This is a genomic window from Rhodonellum psychrophilum GCM71 = DSM 17998 (assembly GCF_000381545.1).
In the GTDB taxonomy this organism is placed as follows: Bacteria; Bacteroidota; Bacteroidia; order Cytophagales; family Cyclobacteriaceae; genus Rhodonellum; species Rhodonellum psychrophilum.
Window position 1 is genome coordinate 24,706 of sequence record NZ_KB906687.1, and the last position, 16,397, is coordinate 41,102.

The 16,397-nt window shown below is 37.1% G+C and carries 18 protein-coding genes; all 18 read right to left on the reverse strand.

What is annotated here, in order from left to right; genetic code table 11:
- Position 1: 1 nt before the first annotated feature.
- A complete protein-coding gene (locus F824_RS0118605; protein ID WP_019599444.1) occupies positions 2-952 on the reverse strand; it encodes a glycosyltransferase in 951 nt (316 codons plus the stop codon).
- A complete protein-coding gene (locus tag F824_RS0118610) occupies positions 949-1,503 on the reverse strand; it encodes a deoxynucleoside kinase (RefSeq protein ID WP_139189718.1) in 555 nt (184 codons plus the stop codon). The genes F824_RS0118605 and F824_RS0118610 overlap by 4 nt, the downstream gene beginning before the upstream one ends.
- Positions 1,504-1,695: 192 nt before the next feature.
- Positions 1,696-2,667: a glycosyltransferase family 2 protein gene (locus F824_RS26215; RefSeq protein ID WP_019599446.1), complete on the reverse strand. Its 972-nt coding sequence runs from the start codon at positions 2,665-2,667 to the stop codon at positions 1,696-1,698.
- A gap of 3 nt (positions 2,668-2,670) precedes the next feature.
- Positions 2,671-4,116: an oligosaccharide flippase family protein gene (locus F824_RS0118620; RefSeq protein WP_019599447.1), complete on the reverse strand. Its 1,446-nt coding sequence runs from the start codon at positions 4,114-4,116 to the stop codon at positions 2,671-2,673.
- Between the two features lie 142 nt (positions 4,117-4,258).
- Positions 4,259-4,753 carry an acyltransferase gene (locus F824_RS0118625; RefSeq protein ID WP_019599448.1) on the reverse strand — a complete coding sequence of 165 codons (495 nt, stop codon included), beginning with the start codon at positions 4,751-4,753 and terminating at the stop codon, positions 4,259-4,261.
- A complete protein-coding gene (locus F824_RS0118630; protein ID WP_019599449.1) occupies positions 4,750-5,664 on the reverse strand; it encodes a DegT/DnrJ/EryC1/StrS family aminotransferase in 915 nt (304 codons plus the stop codon). Before F824_RS0118630 ends, F824_RS0118625 begins: the two co-directional genes overlap by 4 nt.
- An 18-nt stretch (positions 5,665-5,682) precedes the next feature.
- On the reverse strand, positions 5,683-6,639 hold the full coding sequence (locus F824_RS26220) for a DegT/DnrJ/EryC1/StrS family aminotransferase (protein ID WP_019599450.1): 957 nt from the start codon (positions 6,637-6,639) through the stop codon (positions 5,683-5,685).
- On the reverse strand, positions 6,639-7,589 hold the full coding sequence (locus tag F824_RS0118640; protein WP_019599451.1) for a hypothetical protein: 951 nt from the start codon (positions 7,587-7,589) through the stop codon (positions 6,639-6,641). Before F824_RS0118640 ends, F824_RS26220 begins: the two co-directional genes overlap by 1 nt.
- A 131-nt stretch (positions 7,590-7,720) precedes the next feature.
- Complete coding sequence (locus tag F824_RS0118645) at positions 7,721-8,896, reverse strand: DegT/DnrJ/EryC1/StrS family aminotransferase (protein ID WP_139189716.1); 1,176 nt, start codon at positions 8,894-8,896, stop codon at positions 7,721-7,723.
- A 215-nt stretch (positions 8,897-9,111) separates the two neighbouring features.
- Complete coding sequence (locus tag F824_RS0118650; protein ID WP_019599453.1) at positions 9,112-9,483, reverse strand: holo-ACP synthase; 372 nt, start codon at positions 9,481-9,483, stop codon at positions 9,112-9,114.
- Entirely contained in the window at positions 9,480-10,145 is a 666-nt protein-coding gene (locus F824_RS0118655; protein WP_019599454.1) for an acetyltransferase, read from the reverse strand. The genes F824_RS0118650 and F824_RS0118655 overlap by 4 nt, the downstream gene beginning before the upstream one ends.
- A 45-nt stretch (positions 10,146-10,190) precedes the next feature.
- The gene (locus F824_RS0118660; RefSeq protein ID WP_019599455.1) at positions 10,191-10,958 is read right to left on the reverse strand and encodes an SDR family NAD(P)-dependent oxidoreductase; all 768 of its coding nucleotides are present in this window, start codon (positions 10,956-10,958) and stop codon (positions 10,191-10,193) included.
- A gap of 12 nt (positions 10,959-10,970) precedes the next feature.
- Positions 10,971-12,029 (reverse strand): 3-oxoacyl-ACP synthase III family protein, encoded by a 1,059-nt coding sequence (locus F824_RS0118665; protein ID WP_019599456.1) that lies wholly within the window; start codon positions 12,027-12,029, stop codon positions 10,971-10,973.
- An 8-nt stretch (positions 12,030-12,037) separates the two neighbouring features.
- Positions 12,038-12,262: an acyl carrier protein gene (locus F824_RS0118670; RefSeq protein WP_019599457.1), complete on the reverse strand. Its 225-nt coding sequence runs from the start codon at positions 12,260-12,262 to the stop codon at positions 12,038-12,040.
- Positions 12,263-12,267: 5 nt separating this feature from the next.
- Entirely contained in the window at positions 12,268-12,882 is a 615-nt protein-coding gene (locus F824_RS0118675; protein WP_026333806.1) for a sugar transferase, read from the reverse strand.
- A gap of 30 nt (positions 12,883-12,912) precedes the next feature.
- A complete protein-coding gene (locus F824_RS0118680) occupies positions 12,913-14,232 on the reverse strand; it encodes a nucleotide sugar dehydrogenase (RefSeq protein ID WP_019599459.1) in 1,320 nt (439 codons plus the stop codon).
- 403 nt (positions 14,233-14,635) lie between these two features.
- Positions 14,636-15,481, reverse strand: a complete 846-nt coding sequence (gene rfbD / locus F824_RS0118685; RefSeq protein ID WP_019599460.1) for a dTDP-4-dehydrorhamnose reductase — start codon at positions 15,479-15,481, stop codon at positions 14,636-14,638.
- Entirely contained in the window at positions 15,478-16,362 is an 885-nt protein-coding gene (gene rfbA, locus F824_RS0118690; protein ID WP_019599461.1) for a glucose-1-phosphate thymidylyltransferase RfbA, read from the reverse strand. The genes rfbD and rfbA overlap by 4 nt, the downstream gene beginning before the upstream one ends.
- Positions 16,363-16,397 lie beyond the last annotated feature (35 nt).

A 16,397-nucleotide genomic window follows, 5' to 3' on the forward strand; every position in this document is an offset into this window, starting at 1 on the left:
TCTAATGAAGCCTACGGGAAATGGACTCTATATAATGAAATGGATTCAGGTAAACTGTAGAGATTCTATAAAAAAATTGATTTCTTTTTGTGTTTTCATTTAAGCCTAACCTTACAAAAAGTCTGGAAATAAATATCACAGACCTTTCTTTCCAGACTTTTATTATAGGTAAATGCGGATGGGCAACTTTTTTCCTCACTTCATACCCTTTCAAAAGAGAGGGTTGAATCAGGACACTGTCCCCCACATTATTTATTGCCATGCTGTGGATCCGGTAGCCGATTGTCGGTTTATGGAAATAATACAGCTTGATACCCAATTGCGTCATTTTCAACCACATAGGGGTGTCTTCAACCAAACGATTATCTTCATCATAATAACCTACTTTTTCCATTACCTCCCTGTGAAAAAAGAATGAAGGAGTATTGTTTATTCTGTCGCTTTCCAGCAAAATTTCCCACTGATCTCTGGCTGAAAACTCTGGTTTCATCAAGTTATTTGGGAATATATCCGGCATCAAAGTGGTGAAATTTGGTTCTTTGAATACATCCTGATACAATTTCACTTGACTGAAAATTACTTTTGCATCAGGATTTTCATGGATAAAATCAAAATTATCCTTCAGGCAATCGGGCAATAAAATGTCGTCAGCGGCAATGATTTTGATCCAATCAAACGTTGAGGCCTTTATACTTCGATTCATATTGGCTGAAACGCCATGGTTTTTTTCTACCCGTAGAATCTGCACATTCACAAAACGATCTTTTACCCTGTCCTGTGAAAGCCATTCTGTGGCTATCTCCACAGTTTTATCTGTAGAATAGTCATCAGAAAATATCAGTTCGATTTCATCATAATTCAGATTATAAATACTTTCGAAGGTTTCGACGATAAAGGACTCTGCATTATAGGAGAGAACGGGACAGGTTACGGGTGGATATTTAAGCTTCATTTTGTTCCCTTAATAAATAAATGGATTGAATTGGTATACTGTTCTAAGGGAGTTTTGGTATCCACTTCGATACATTTTCCGCCATTTTCATTGATTAGGGATTTTAACCTCCTGAATTTGACATTTAATTCCTCATTCAATTCGTTGATTTCCTGATCTGATTTTCCCAGATGGCCATCCCATGTATAATTGAACTTTACAGATCTTTTTTTAATATTTTGACAAATGGTTTCATTATCAGCATAGACATATATAAATATCCTATTGGAAATAAACTTCTTGAATTCATTGGGCTTGTTTATCCCTAGGTCAATCCAGAAATCATAGAAATGATGAAATAGACCTTCGTCATTTACGGTGTTTTTTCCGTATGACAATGTCATTCTGTCTTCCTGTATTTTTTGATTAAAAAAATCCATTTTTTTAATCTTGAATCTTATATCATTTTCCCCTTTTAACTCATTATTGAAATAATAAGTATTGATAAGGCTGTAGTCCAAATCAACCAAAGGTGGATCCGACAACATCATTTTAAAATTCAATCTATCCACATCGAACAGTTTCAGTTTTAAAAGAATAATTCTTTTAAAACTTGATTTCCCACTGGCAGGAACCCCAAAAAGTTCAATTATAAAAGGTTTCGAAATGCTGTTTCTATAGACAAGCTTCCTATGCACCCTAGACAAGAACCTTAAAACAATTTTTAAAAAGTATAGCAAAATATTTTGATTAAATGTTATAATTTAGTTGTGGGTTTTTTTTATCAAAGAATGAAAGATTCTTCTGTAAACAGCATCCATATAAAAGAAAGGATTCAAGTAAACAGTCATCGCTCTGTACAAAAATGGATAGAAAGAAACACTTTTATTCATGCCATTTTCCACAAAGAATTTTGAAATCCTGTAATTCCAAGCTTCATTATAGATCCGGATTTTAATCAGATCCGGATGCGCGAATTTTTTTCTAGTATCATAGCCAGCGATTAAAGAAGGTTTGAAAATTTCAGGAATCGAAGTGTCATCATTCAGGTCCTTATAAATCCTATACCCAACAGTTGGTTCATTAAAATATGATAATTTCACCCCTGATTTGGTTAATTTAAGCCACATTGGATAATCCTCGACCAATGTATTTTTTTCGTCATAATTGCCCACATCGATAATGGTCTGCTTTTTGAAAAAATAAGAGGGGGTATAATGAATTCTATCACTTTCCAGAAGTATCCTCCATTGGTCCCCTGCCGTAAAAGAAGGATTCATCAGATTGAAGGGATATTCAGATGGAGTGGTTTTAATATAATGGGTCTCATCAAATGTCTGCTCAAACATTTTTATCGCACTAAAAACCACTTCCGCATCCGGGTTTTGTCTTACAAAATCCATATTGGATTCAATACAGTTAGGTAGAAGTATATCATCACCCGCAATGAATTTTATCCAATCTGCGGAAGACTCCCTGATACAGCGATTGCAATTGGCGGAAATCCCTGTGTTTTCTTTAACTTTTAAAAATTTCACCCTGGAAAACCTTCGTTTCACGGTCTCATTGCTCAACCAGTCTTCGACCACCTCAATAGTGCCGTCTTCGGAAAAGTCGTCAGAAATAACCAACTCAATGTTTTCGTAATTTTGATTTACAATGCTATTGAGGGTCTCAATGACAAAATCCACGGAATTATAGGTTGTAACGGCTACAGTAACCAATTGATTATCCATAAATTATTTTTTAAAAAACTTGGATAAAATATCAAAAATTTGGATTCTTTTATCCAATTGATAAAGTTGAAAAGTAATTACAACCAAAGATAAAAAAATTAAGCTGAAAATCTGAATACTTTCACTCAAATAAAAATGTACTAAAATCATTAATACCAAGGACACTATCCCAGTCAAAAGAAGGAAATAGGTAGATGTGTCAAGCCTAAAATTATATTTTTTCAACATGATGAAATACATCAAGATACTAAAGCAAACATATCCTACGATCATGGCAATGCCCAAACCGTCTATCCCATACACCTTATAAAGAAAAATATTCAGCACCAATAGAAAAGAATTGGCAAACAATTCGGTGAGAAAGAAGAGCTTATTGTCCCCCTTTGACAGCATCACAAAGCCTGTCACCCAAACGTACCCTTTTAATAAAACCCCAATAGAGGATAAAATGATGAAGTTTTGGGTTTCAAGAAATTCGGCACTCAGGAGTATTCTTATAAGTATCGGAGCTGAGGCAACCAAAATCACCAAAACTATATTTAATATCATCAAAACCAACTCTGATTGTTGATTGACAATGGGTTTCCAGTTTTTCTCATCATTTATGGCCCCAGATAAACGAGGGAAATAATCTGTACCTATTGCTGTAAAAACCATTCCAACATAGCCTCCCATGATAGACATTCCTGCAGAATATAGGCCCAAATCACTCAAGGAGCCCTGATTCGTGATGAATGCATTGAGCGCAAAGGTGCTTCCAACGCCCATCAAAGAGCCAAGGGACATATTTACTCCCATCACAACCATTGGTTTGCCCAGTTGAAATGTTTCCCTTAGGGTAACGTTTATTACCTCGATATTTACCTTTTTTCTGAAGTAAAGGCTTATGAGATAGGTAGCCAAAGAAGCCACCACAATAGAGGGCATTACCCCATCAACTCCCCAAACATACAAGATGGGAAGCGTAACCAACAAGCCGGAAACCGCTCCGTAGATATTGGCTTGTGCCAAATATTTGACTTTGCGGGTCGCTCTAAGAATGGTATAAATCCCCCCAGTGAGTGCGCCAAAAATAAACACAATAGACAGCCACATGAAGGCACTTGTGTATTCTCTGGTTCCAAAAGCAAAACTACTCAATAGAGGCGCAAATAAAATGGAAGCAATCACTCCAAGAAACGCCGTAAACCAAATCCATCTTCTAAAGACTGTGTAAGTAGTGGCCAATTCTTTAGGGTCATTTTCCCCAAAAGCAACGGACATGTCTCTTACAGCACTGGATTCCAATCCCAAAGAAGTAAGTTGCTTGATGAGATTAATGCCTGAAAGGAATAGCCCATTAAGTCCCATCCCCTCTGAACCAATCAAGAGCGCAACAGCCTTACCCCTGATCAGGGAAACCGCGATATTAAAAACCTGAACTCCTCCGAATAGAGAAGTTGCTTTCATTATGGATCTGTAGGAAGATTGAGTTTCTGACATCAAAGGATAAACCAATATAACCAATTGGTTTATAAGGCTAGTTGGGTTTTGTTAAGGTAAATATTCGAAAATAGAAGGACTTTTTTATTTAATCAAAGCGTACGCGCGTTCAAAGTTTTGCTATTTCTTCAGCCGTGAGTGTTCTGATTAATTTTGCGGGATTGCCCCCTATGATCGAAAAATCATCAAAAGATTTATTGACAAAACTATTTGCTGCAACAATACAGAATTTCCCTAAAGTGACATGCGGCATAATGATGACCCCTGCACCTATCCAACTGTGGTCTCCAATGGTAACTTCACCTTTTTGAAGAGGGAAAAGATTCTGCAATCTTTTTGATCCATTCGGCCCAGATCCAGACATTAGATTTATATTTTGAGCAAAACTTACATTTGATCCTATTTGTACTTTTGCATTAAAACCTTCCAATGTACATCCTGGACCTATGTAACAAGACTCCCCTATTTCGAGCAAATCCTTGGCTGAACCAAAAATATTGACACTAGAGGCAATTCTTGTATTGTCTCCAATCCTCACATTATTGACAGAAGAGGATTTTTCAATGTAGACATTCTCTCCTAATAAAATATTTGATGTAATCATGGTTTCCTGATAAACGCTGAAATAACCTCGAAAAAATAACTCATTTCCGCTTCGGATAAATTTTGATTACAGGGAAGAAAAAAAGCTTCCTCTCCATAAAAGATACTTGATTGTATTCCATGGTCCCACAGAAATTGTTTCAAACTGTTTAAATCTGTAATGATTCCATTGGTTTTTAACATCATGACGGAAGGTACTTCCAATGATGTCCTTTCAAACCTTTCACTCAAACCAATAGACTCAAAAAGTTTTATTCCAAAATCAAATACGCTCCTCCTTTTTTCTAAGATCGATGGAAGATCTTTCACATAATGACTCAATACTTTCAGAATATATGTCTTTGTTTTTGCTTCAATATAATGGTTGGGAGTTAATAATCCTTTATTGTCCAAAAGAATTCCTCCTATCTGTATTGGAAAAAACTTGGGGAAACTGTACGTGGCAAAATCACCATAATGACCAACCAATCCCTCCTCATCCTGACTCCAGAGCGTGGTGCAACAATCTTCAATAATTGGAATACCCAATTGCACCAGTTCCTTCATTTTTGGATAAATATATCCAAATTCATGGTTCACAAAAATAACCTTGGTTTTATCATTTATCTCCCTGTTCCAATTGCAAAAAACACTTATTTCATCAGTGACACATTTGGAGATATACGTATTCCCTGAAGTAGTGAGGATAGTTACAAAATCATCAGACTGAAGATTATAATGCGATAAAGCCAAACCTATGGCACTTCTACCATTGTAGGTATAATAATGTGGTTTATTCTTGAATTTATCGTTAAAAGAATGCTCCGCCTCACTGGATTGTGGTAGGTTGAAATTAAAGCCAATATCTTTTGATTGAAAAGGTCCAATTCTAAAACATGGTGAACTATAGGGATCTGGATTTATAACGAACATTTTTAATTCTTTAAAAAATTATTGGTTTAGATCTATCAATAACTCCTCAAAGGAAGATTTAATTGCTTGTACAACTACTTCTACATCTTCCAAAGTAGTATCCTGATGCGTGGGTAAGTTTAAGATACTTGATGCTAATTTATAAGATTCCGGGAATTTTTCTTCATTTAATTCTTGAATCATTCTATAATACAGGGCACAAGTAATGACACCCTTTTCAATTAACTTGAAATAGAGTTTCTCTCTAAGTCCATTTTCAACAATAATCGGAAAATTCAACGGAATTATTCCATCAGGCAAAACGGGATACATTATTTTAAAGCCTTTGATACCCTGAATCAAATTAAGGTAATGCTTGTAATTATTTATCCTTTTATTGTTAATATCCTCGTAATCAGACCTGATATAAACATCCAATGTAATAGGTTCGATCTTTTCTTTGACAAAATCCAAAGGCTTTATCCCGATTTTATCGTTGTTCAGTCTAAAAAAACCTCCGTCAGGTGTTGCAATGGTCTTGTGAATTGAGAAGAAAGCAACATCTCCCCAGTCGCCTATATTTTTTCCCTCAAATTTGGAATGGAATGCATGGGCACAATCTTCAATAAAAATAACTTTATATTTATCACACAATTCAATGATTCTTTTCAGATCGTTTTGAACAAAACCAAAATAATGGATGATTAACAAAGCCTTGAAATCCCCGGATTTGAGCAACTCTTCTATATTCTCAATATCAGCAGAAAGGTCTTCTCTGACCTTATAAAAGTCATGTTTGACTCCGTTCTTTCGGACAGGGTCAAAAACTCCCGACCCTTCTTTATTTGTTTCACCGATATAGGCGGGCATCAGAATTTTCCTGTCCTCATTTTCGAACAAACAAGATAGAATATGACTAAACGAAGAACGGGCCGCATTCGATAAATAGAAATTCTTTAAATTGCCGTGAATATTTTCAGCTTCCTTAGTAATCATTAAATTATATTTTTTGTTGAAAAGTTTTTTGCGAAGGTAAATTTTAATGACAGATCACACCCAATACCTTCTTTGAATTCACATAAACCGTGATTGGGGACCGAAAATTCTGTAGAAATGCCTATATCTACGAATCTAACTCCTATCTCCCTATAATATTTGAATATATTGGAAGACAGAAAATTCATTGTTTTATGTTCGGAATATTCAGGCAAATCCCCCCAGTAGATTACTTGAACGATCTCCGGAGTCACATAAAAAACTATGGCCCCTGCCAAAACCAATTCCTTTGACTTTACTACAAAGTAGTCTGTCTTGATCAGTTTGGCAGTTTCCTTTACTTGATCCCAACTCATGCGCAATGGGATATTTTTTTCTTGCCTATTTATCTTGATCGCCTCATAGGCAATCTCTCCATTGTTTTCTTCAAGCTTTTCAAAAACCAAATCAGATGAATTTGATTTTCTGAGATTCTTCCTAGCATTCTTCCAAATCAACTTTTCGTAATCCTCACCAGCATTTCCAGTTTGAAATTGATAATTGATGTCCTGAAATTGAGGTGTATATCCGGCAAGAAAAAAGGAATTGCTGAGTTTTGCCAAATAATTTTGGTCATAAAAGAAAGGTGGAAGCGCAATGGTAATTTTTTGGAATTTTTTTTCTACCAGCCAATTGTCCAATGCCGAAAGTGCCTCTTGGATTTGATGTAGTTTGATATCCTCACTGACATAATTAAAACCACCGAAAGGGGCAGAAAATGGACTCTTGACTTCATTATCCCTGACCCCTACAATCATTGAAAGTCTGATTTTTGAATCTTTGAAGATAAGATAATAGATTTCATCAACTTTATCTTTGTTCAATTCTGAAAATTCCACAGAATTGAAAACATGAAAGATGGAAGGGACTAAATTGGTGTATTCTTTATTCGATACTAAAATTAATTCCAAGCTGTTGGCGATTTAAATTGACAGGAAATCCGAAATGGTGAAATTTGTAATCCGCTATTTTTAGAGGGATATTTTTTGGGTGGTGGGAGACTTATTCCAAATAATTAAAGTCTCTCCTTTGGGTGTTATCGCTAAAAAAGACTGAGTACCGCATCCACTACCCGATTGCGGTCATCTTCACTCATACTGGATCCGCTGGGTAAACAGAGCCCAAATTCAAATATCTTTTCTGCTATGTCCGTCCCGAAATAAGGAAATGAATCATAAACAGGTTGTAAATGCATGGGTTTCCAAATTGGTCGGCTTTCAATATTAAGTCCATCCAAAAAATTGCGGATCTTATCGTTATCAATTCCGTTGGTCAACTTGGGGTCAATGAGCATACAAGTCAACCAATAATTACTGTAGACTTTTTCTCCTTCATGTAAAAACGAAATTCCTGGCAGATGGGAAAAGCTATTTTTATAAAACTCAAAATTTGCACGGCGTTGCTTGACCCTTTCAGGCAATACTTCCATTTGCCCTCTCCCTATACCAGCTGAAACATTGCTTAATCGGTAATTATAACCAATGACTGAATGTTGGTAATGAGGAGCATCATCCCTCGCTTGGGTTGCCAAAAACTTTGCTCTGTCTATGTTTTCTTTCTCAATGGAGACCAAAGCACCTCCACCTGAAGAGGTGATGATTTTATTTCCATTAAATGAGTAAACACCGTATTGACCAAATGTACCACAAGCTTTACCATTTAATGTGGAACCAATCGCCTCTGCAGCATCCTCTACAATTGGAATATTGTATTTGGAGGCTACATCCATTAGTTCTTCCATCTTGGCTGGCATGCCATAGAGATGGACAGGTATTATCGCCTTTGGTTTTTGTTTTTCATTGTTGGGCATTAATGATGGATGATTTTTTGCGACTGTGCCATCCATACATGCGGCTATGGCATTTTCAAGAGCAACTGGACACATATTCCAAGTATCAGGTTCACTGTCCACAAATATCGGGATTGCTCCTAAGTACATAATCGGGTTGGCAGAGGCACAGAATGTCAGTGATTGGCATATCACATAATCCCCTCTTTTCACCCCTAAAAGAATAAGTGCCAAATGGATGGCTGCTGTCCCAGAAGATAAAGCAGCGGCATGACCACAATCGGAAAAACTCTCAATTTCTTTTTCGAACTGATTGATGTTTTCACCAATTGGAGCGATCCAGTTTCCTGCAAATGCTTCGTCAACATAAACTTGCTCCTTACCCCCCATATGTGGTGGAGATAGCCATATTCGCTTATATTCAGACATATTTATTATTTAAACCCGTGTAATGCGTTATCATTTATAATCCAACTTGAAATTTATTGATAATCTGTCAGTTGGGTAATTTTTTTTGACTTCACCAAATCGGTGATATGCCTCATTTTCTAATTGGTCTGATTTTCATGGGGTTTCAACCCCATTAGGTAAGCTGTTGCCTATTTCGGGTTAAACTTGGAATATACCGAAATAAAAAAACAAGCTTAGTCAGCGCTTAATTCCAGTACCTGAACAGTTGCAACAGAAATGGTTTTAGTATGACTAATACTTAAACTAAGTTTCAGTGTCGGCTTACTGCTTGATGGATAGGAAGAAAAATACACAAAGGGTGACCCATCCTTTAGATGTTTGATTGTGATGGAATGAACATCAAGTTTTACCAAAGAATTAAGTGCTTTTACGGCTGCTTCTTTGCCACACCAGATTCCCGCAAGAGTTTCCCATGGCTTTGGCTTTTGGATGGCAAAACTCCATTCTTCTTCTTGAAATAATTTTTGAAGTAAATAAGGTTTTAAGAAATAAAGTCTTTTAAATCTACCGGTATCTTCAATATCTATTCCCGAATAGATATTCACTTTTGGATGGCAATTATTCTTTCTTTGAATCTGTAAAAAACCACCTCATCATCCTTTACCGACTGCGAAATCGTCATCCCTGCCATTATTTTATTTCGATTGCCAATTTCAATAGCAGGGATCGTGGCTGCATTGATCCCAAACATATTTTCATCACCCACAATGGTATTTCCTGAAAGACACACATTTGGGCTTAAAAAATTGTATTTCCCCACTTTGCTGTCATGTCCAATACTGCATCTACTGTTGACCATGGTAAAATCTCCAATCTCTGTGTTTGGACCTAAGGTCACATTAGGAGCAATAACAACCCCTATTCCAATTTTAGCGCTTCTCGAGATATAAGCATCAGGATGAACAAAGGAAATGAATTCAGCACCTTCAATGAGAAATCTCTCTATAATGCTTTTTCTAAACTGAAGATTTGCAATTCCGATTAAGTAGCAGCATTTATGATCGACTTTATGCGCTGAAATGGTCCCTAAAAAAGGAGCAGATAATTTATATGCATGGTACTTGGAGACATCATCATCCAAAAAGCCCTTGACATGTAATTTATTTATAGACCCTCTTTTTTCATTGTCAAAGTAGATATAATCATCAAGTTCTGCAGAATGACCTCCGGTACCTATAATAATAACATCTTTTATATCTCCAGTCATCAAAATTTAATTTAAATAAATGATTCGAAAACAATATGAATTAACCTATCTGGAAAGATAGCCACCATCAACAATCATGTTGGTACCAGTTACCCATTTTGAGGCATCTGAAATTAAATACAAAGCCGCATTTGCAACGTCTTCAGTTTCTCCTAAGCCAAGAGGATGCTGTTGACTAACGACTTTCATCGATTCTTCGTTCTGCCTGTACAGGGATTTGTTTGAAAGCGGGGTATTAATCACCCCTGGGGAAATGGCATTGAAGCGGATTTGATTATCGGCATATTCCAAAGCCAAGCTTTTTACAAGAGCAACCAATGCAGATTTGGTCATGCCATACAGTGATTTCCCCCTTTCTCCTGTTTCACTCAAAACTGAAGAAATCAAGACAATACTCATTCCATTTTCTGACCGGACACCTCGTTTTAATATCCTTTGAATCAAATCAATTGCAGAAAACAAATTTATCTGAAAAGCCTCTAATATTTGTTTCTTTTTCAAGACTTTAAATGGGAGTGTAGGAGAAACACCCGCGGCATAAATCAATCCGTAAACGGGTGCATGTTCCTTGAGAATCACATCGAATGCAGCTTCATCCTTCTCTGGTTCATCTAAAAAATTCATGGAAATTATGACATGCTTTTCTGAATCGGCACACATCGCCTTGGTTTCATTTAACCTTTTGACATCCGTTCCATGCAGAATTAATTTAGCGCCATGACCTGAGAGTACTTTGGCACATGTCTGACCTATCCCCGAAGAAGCACCCGTAATTATTATTGTTTTTCCAGTAAGGTCGAAAAGCGTACTCATTTTCTTAAAGAATTAAATTTCAACCAATTCCGAAATATGCATATCTCCTGTTTCAAGAACGGCAGTTGCCCATGACATCCCGACTCCAAAGCCAGAAAGCAATATTTTTTTGTTCCCTTCAATTTTACCTCTCAATTGAGATACTATCGTCAGCGGTATGGAAACAGAAGATGTGTTTCCGAAAAACTCAATACATGAAGGTACTTTTTCCTCAGGCAGTTTAAGTTTTTTGCCCAAATACCCATTCATGAAAGAATTGGCTTGATGAAAAACAAAATAATCTATTACATCTTTGGTATTATCAGATGCTTCCAGAATCTGTTTGATATCTTTTGGGATCTCCTTTATCACAAAATTAAACACTTCGGGGCCATCCATAGTCCCATGTTCATCGCTGGATATGTTACCATGTTCATCGATTATTTTTTCCTTTATGGTATCCGGTGAGCTTGGATGTCTGCTTCCTCCACCTTTTATTTTGATCAAATCCTCTCTTGATCCATCAGAATTGAGGGAAAAAAACGATTTTGTGAAAGTGTCTTTTTTCTCTATCAAAGCGGCTACCCCACCATCCCCAAACAAAAAAGCTGTTTTTCTATCTTTGGGATGATAGACGCGTGACCTGGTCTCTCCGACCAGAAGCAGGGCTTTTCTGATTTGACCTCCTTGTACCAGCCCAAAAACTACAGACAAACCATAAACGAAAGCCGAACAACCGAGACTTATATCAAAAGCCATTGTAGATTTTCCCAAGCCCAATCTGTCCTGCAAGATTACGGAGGTGGCAGGCATCTTATAATCCGGTGTTTGTGAAATAAAAACTAAAAGATCTATTTCCTCTTTGTTGATTTTCAAATCACTGATCAATCTCTCCGCAGCCGCAAAAGCCAAGTCAGATGAGCATGTTCCTGGCTCGGCAAATCTACGTTCTTCAATCCCCGTCTTCTCTACGATCTCGCCTACATCTTTTTCCGGGAAATATTTGGTGTACTTCCTGTTGATGATTATATTTTTCGGTACTGCTGCCGCAAGACCTACTATACCTACTTTATCGTAGCTTAGAAATGCCATAGAATACGTTATTGATTTTTATTTACGTAATCGAATAATTCCTGAAGCGTAGTGATTTGATTAAAACTACTTGTTGGAATAGTTACACCAAAATTCTCATCAAGTTCTGCGATTAAAGTCAATTGGGAAAGTGAATCCCATTCATCAAGCTCCTTAAAATTCAATCCAAGAGAAAGTTCTTCAACTGATACTTCCAAAGCGTCTGCTATAATTTCCAAAAATTTTTCTTCCATAATAATTAATTGTTTAATGAATTGCCCTTAAATGCTTCAACTGTCGAAGAGCCTTCTCCTGAAATTCCTTCCCTGAAAAACACCTTCTTGATTGTCAAGCCAATAATTTTTAAATCAAGAATGAAACTCAGATTGTCGACATACCAAACATCCAATTCAAATTTTTTCTGCCACGATATCATATTCCTACCGTTGATTTGAGCCCAACCTGTAATTCCTGGCTTTACTTCATGTCTTCTTTTTTGGAAGTCATTATAAAGGGGAAGGTATTTAACAAGCAAAGGACGGGGTCCTATTAAGCTCATATCTCCTTTTAGTACATTGAATAACTGAGGCAATTCATCCAATGACGTAGACCTCACGAATTTCCCTACAGCCGTCAGTCTTTCAGCATCGGGAAGCAAATGTCCTTTTTCATCTTTTTTATCATTCATTGTTTTGAATTTAATAATCCGGATGATTTTCTCTCCTTGACCCGGTCTGTTCTGAACAAAAAAAACATTCCCACTATTGGCAATGGAAAGAAAGATAAAAACAATCAAGATCACGGGACAGAGAACAATCAACATAAGCAGTGAAACCACAAAGTCGATCAGTCTCTTTATAAAAACTCTGTACATAATTTAGTGATACAACCTCTTTAGGAGCAATTAAAGCCTAGCATCAACCAATTCTTTTTCCAGGATTCCCTTAACATCAAAAACAACTTGGTTTTCAGATTTTCTAATGTCGAATCTTGTAAATTCATTGTGTGATACTGCAAGGATTATTGCAGAATAATTTTCTAGATCAGGGATATCGTCCCCGGATTTGATATCAATTTCATATTCATGTTTTACTTCCTGAACATTCGCCCAAGGATCATAAATATCAACATCCATATCAAAAGACCTCAATTCTTTGTAGATATCAATTACCCTGGTGTTTCTTACATCCGGGCAGTTCTCTTTAAAAGTAAAACCCAAAATCAAAACCTTCGAATCTATAACCTTCAGGTCTTTGCGCATCATGTGCTTGATCACTTCTGTAGCCACATGTTTGCCCATGCTGTCGTTTAATCTTCTGCCTGCTAGAATGATTTCTGGGTGATACCCCATTTCTTGTGCTTTTTGGGCCAAATAAAATGGATCCACGCCAATGCAATGACCACCCACCAATCCAGGTTTGAAGTTCAGGAAATTCCATTTTGTACCTGCAGCTTCCAATACTTCCTTGGTGTCAATACCCAACAAGTTGAAGATTTTTGACAGTTCATTGACAAAAGCAATATTGATATCCCTCTGAGAATTCTCAATAACTTTTGCTGCTTCGGCTACTTTAATAGAAGAGGCTTTGTGTGTTCCCGCTGTGATCACTGATTTGTATAAATCATCGACATAATCCGCTATTTCAGGCGTGCTCCCTGCAGTAACTTTGAGTATTTTGGCAACTGTATGCTCCTTATCTCCTGGATTGATTCTTTCCGGGGAATATCCTGCGAAGAAATCGACATTGAATTTCAAACCTGAAACATTCTCCAAAACCGGCACACATTCTTCCTCTGTTACTCCAGGATAAACGGTGGATTCATAAATGACGACATCCCCTTTTTTGAGGTATTTACCAATGGTTTCCGAAGCTTTTAACATCGGAGTAAGAATAGGCCTATTGTGCTTGTCAGTAGGGGTCGGAACGGTCACAATATAGATATTGCAATTTTCGATATCCGAAAAATCATCAGTGGGCAGCAATCCAATTCCTTTTTGATTTAAGCTTGCTAAATCAAGGACCAACACCTTTTCCAGATCTTCGTCTTCCACCTCGAGTGTGAAATCTCTTCCGTTCTTCAATTCTGCCACCCTTTTTTTGGCGATGTCAAAACCAACAGTATGGTATTTTTTTGCAAATTCAACGGCCAGTGGAAGACCTACGTAACCCAAGCCAATTACGGCAATTTTTGATTTCTCCAGTGATATTAGTGGTGCACTCATATAAAATGTTTTATGATTTTTTTGACAATAATTTTTCAGCTTCGCTCTTTCAGTCCCATTTAGGACCTAGCCGATTTAAAAAACGTTTCCGAACAGGACATTTTCATCCTGAGAAAATCCTACCTCAATCTAATTCCTGGCTGTTTTTACCCCAAAATGGAATTTTGAGGACTTCGTTATTTTTTGAAATCTGTCGGTAAAATTCAGAATTGAGTACAAATATTACTCGTTTTTAATTTTGAGCCAAAAGATCACTTTATTTTCAAATTCCCAGCCCATTTAAGGGGTGTGCTTTTTACAATTAAGCCCTTGACCAATAGATTTTTATGTTTTAAATTTTAAATGGTTCTATTTAGATCTTGATTACGTTTTTTAAACATCGGACCCTACCCCACTCATAAATCTATGAGATGTCTACCACTACTTTTTTAAGGCTTTCTCTCCAATGTGGGATTTTGAATCCCAATTCATTTTTTATCTTGGACTTGTCCAAAACACTGAAGTGTGGTCTTTTGGCTTGTGTTGGGTATTCATAAGCTTTTATGGGCTTTAGTTCCAGATTTTTTCCAGCATATTCAAAAATGGACTGTGCAAAATCGTACCAAGACGCCACCCCTTCATTGCTAAAATGATAGGTGCCATTCGTTATTCCATTTTTAAGGACTATATCAATCAGACATTGAGCCAAGTCCCCGGTAAATGTGGGTGTTCCAATTTGATCCGTGACAACAGAGATTGTATTTGTTTTTTTGGATAAGTCCAACATGGTCTTCAAAAAGTTCTGGCCATATTCACCATAGAGCCAAGAGGTCCTGATGATGGCATATCGATTTGCTTTATCTTGAATCTCTTTTTCCCCTTTTAATTTTGAATGTCCGTAAACACCCAGTGGAGAGGTTCCATCTTCTTCTTGATAAGCAATTGGTGAGTTTCCATCAAAAACGAAATCTGTGGAAATGTGAATCAAAAACCCATTTCCCAAATGGGCACTTAGCCATTTAGGACCCTCTGAATTTACTTTATAGGCAATTTCAGTAGCATCCTCAGCTTTGTCAACCGCAGTATATGCGGCACAATTGATGATGAAATCAGGTTGGAATTCCTCTAAAATCTGTTTTACTTTAGATTCATCCGTAATGTCCAATTCCTTTTTTGACATAAACTTCCAATCCCAATCCGGAAAATTTAATGCCCTTTGGGACAATTCCTTTCCTATTTGACTTTTGGAACCCGTAATCAATATTTTCATTTTTTTACTGCTAATGCTTTTTTGATAAGATACTGGCCGTATTCATTTTTCTTCAGTGGTTCGGCCAATTTCAATAATTCCTCAGACGAGATATACCCCATTTCAAAGGCGATTTCTTCCAAACAAGCCACTTTCAATCCTTGTCTTTTCTCAATCGTGTGGACAAAATTGGAGGCTTCCAACATGGACTCGTGGGTGCCTGTATCCAACCATGCGTAACCCCTACCCATCAATTCCACCTTAAGTTTGTCCTGATTCAAATACTCCTGATTGACAGTAGTGATTTCCAGCTCCCCTCTTTTACTTGGCTTGATGTTCTTGGCTATCTCTATTACCGAATTGGGGTAAAAATACAAACCAATAACGGCGTAATTGCTTTTTGGATCAAGGGGCTTTTCCTCAATACTGACCACCGTCCCATCTTTTTCAAATTCAACCACTCCATATCGCTGTGGATCTTGGACATAATATCCAAATACTGTGGCTTTTGATTCATTCTCTACCGTCTGTAGTGATTTTTTTAGCAAGCTGGTGAAGCCGTGTCCATAAAAGATATTGTCACCCAATACCAGACACACATCGTCCTGTCCAATGAATTCTTCCCCTATAAGAAAAGCTTGCGCCAATCCATCGGGACTGGGTTGCTCAGCATACGAAAACCGAATTCCCAAATCACTCCCATCACCCAACAGCGTTTTAAAATTGGGGAGATCATGGGGTGTACTGATAATCAAAATGTCCTTAATACCTGCCAGCATCAAAACCGACAAGGGGTAATAAATCATTGGCTTATCGTAAATCGCCAGTAATTGTTTGGATGTACCTTTGGTAATGGGATATAAGCGCGTGCCTGACCCTCCTGCAAGAATGATGCCTTTCATGGTTTTAGAAAAATGTTAGCTTGGGTATTCAATAG